1 protein-coding gene is annotated in these 1,131 nt (G+C 69.6%); it reads right to left on the reverse strand.

Features of this window, described 5'->3' with window-relative positions:
• Positions 1-183 precede the first annotated feature (183 nt).
• A partial coding sequence (locus tag DD1DGNOD_RS21015; RefSeq protein WP_165036950.1) for an ATP-binding SpoIIE family protein phosphatase occupies positions 184-1,131 on the reverse strand: 948 nt, incomplete at its 5' end.

A 1,131-nucleotide genomic window follows, 5' to 3' on the forward strand; every position in this document is an offset into this window, starting at 1 on the left:
CCACCCGCGGCTGCCTTCCGGGTGTCCTTCGCCTTCCGGATGTCCTTCGCCTGGACCGCGCAGTGGAATTCCTGCGCATTCTGCCGCGAGGACGGGGGTTTGCCGCTGTGCGGCCGGTCGCGACGCGGACCGGCCCGGTGACCACCGGTTCAGTCGACGCGAACCTTCACGACAGGCGAGCCTTCACGACAGCGGCGGCGCGGCAATCTCCGCCCACACGACCTTGCCGTCACCGACCGATCGGGTCCCCCAACGAGACGCGATGAGCGAAACCAGCTCAAGACCACGGCCGCCTTCGTCGTCGAAGTCGGCGTGACGGCGCCGGGGCAGCCGCGGGTCACAGTCGGACACCTCCACAATCACCCGGGAGCCGGTCCGGCGCAGTCGCACGGACAGCGGGGATCTGCCGTGCACCAGCGCGTTCGTGACGAGCTCCGACATCAGCAGGACCACGGAATCGGTCGTGTCGGCGTCCACCCACCACCTCGTCAGCAGGTCGTAGGCACGCCCTCGGGCCTCACCGAGGCCGGCCGGTCCGTCGGGCACCGCGATGTCGGCGTAGCGGGTCGCCCCGCCCGAGTCGGTGTCGGGCAGTCCCACCAGCAGCAGCGCCACGTCGTCGTCGTGGCCCTCGTCCCGACCGAGCGCCTCAAGAGCCTGGTCGGCCCGCTTTCCCAAGGAACCGTCCTGACGGGCGAGTACAGCGGCCAGATCCGAGACGCCGGCATCGATGTCCCGTTCCCGGCTTTCCACCAGCCCGTCGGTGAACAGAACCAGCAACGCTCCCCGGTGCAACCGGACCGTGTACTCCTTGACGTCACCACGGCCGAGACCGAGCGGGGTTCCGACCTCCATGTACAGCCGTGACACCAGACCGTCGGGCGCCACCACCAGCGGCGGTGGGTGCCCCGCGTTCGCAAGCGTCAGCAGGCCTGTATGCGGCTCGACGACGCCGTAGATGCAGGTTGCGATCTGGCCTTCGTCGATCTCGCTGACAACGCCGTCCAGCAGCGTCAGCACCTCGTACGGCGACAGCTCCAGGCGCGCGCAGGTTCGCACCGCGGTCCGCAGCTGACCCATGATCGCCGCGGCGCGGACCCCTCGTCCCATGACGTCGCCGATGACCAGACC

The organism is Candidatus Protofrankia californiensis (genome assembly GCF_900634765.1).
Classification (GTDB): domain Bacteria; phylum Actinomycetota; class Actinomycetes; order Frankiales; family Frankiaceae; genus Protofrankia; species Protofrankia californiensis.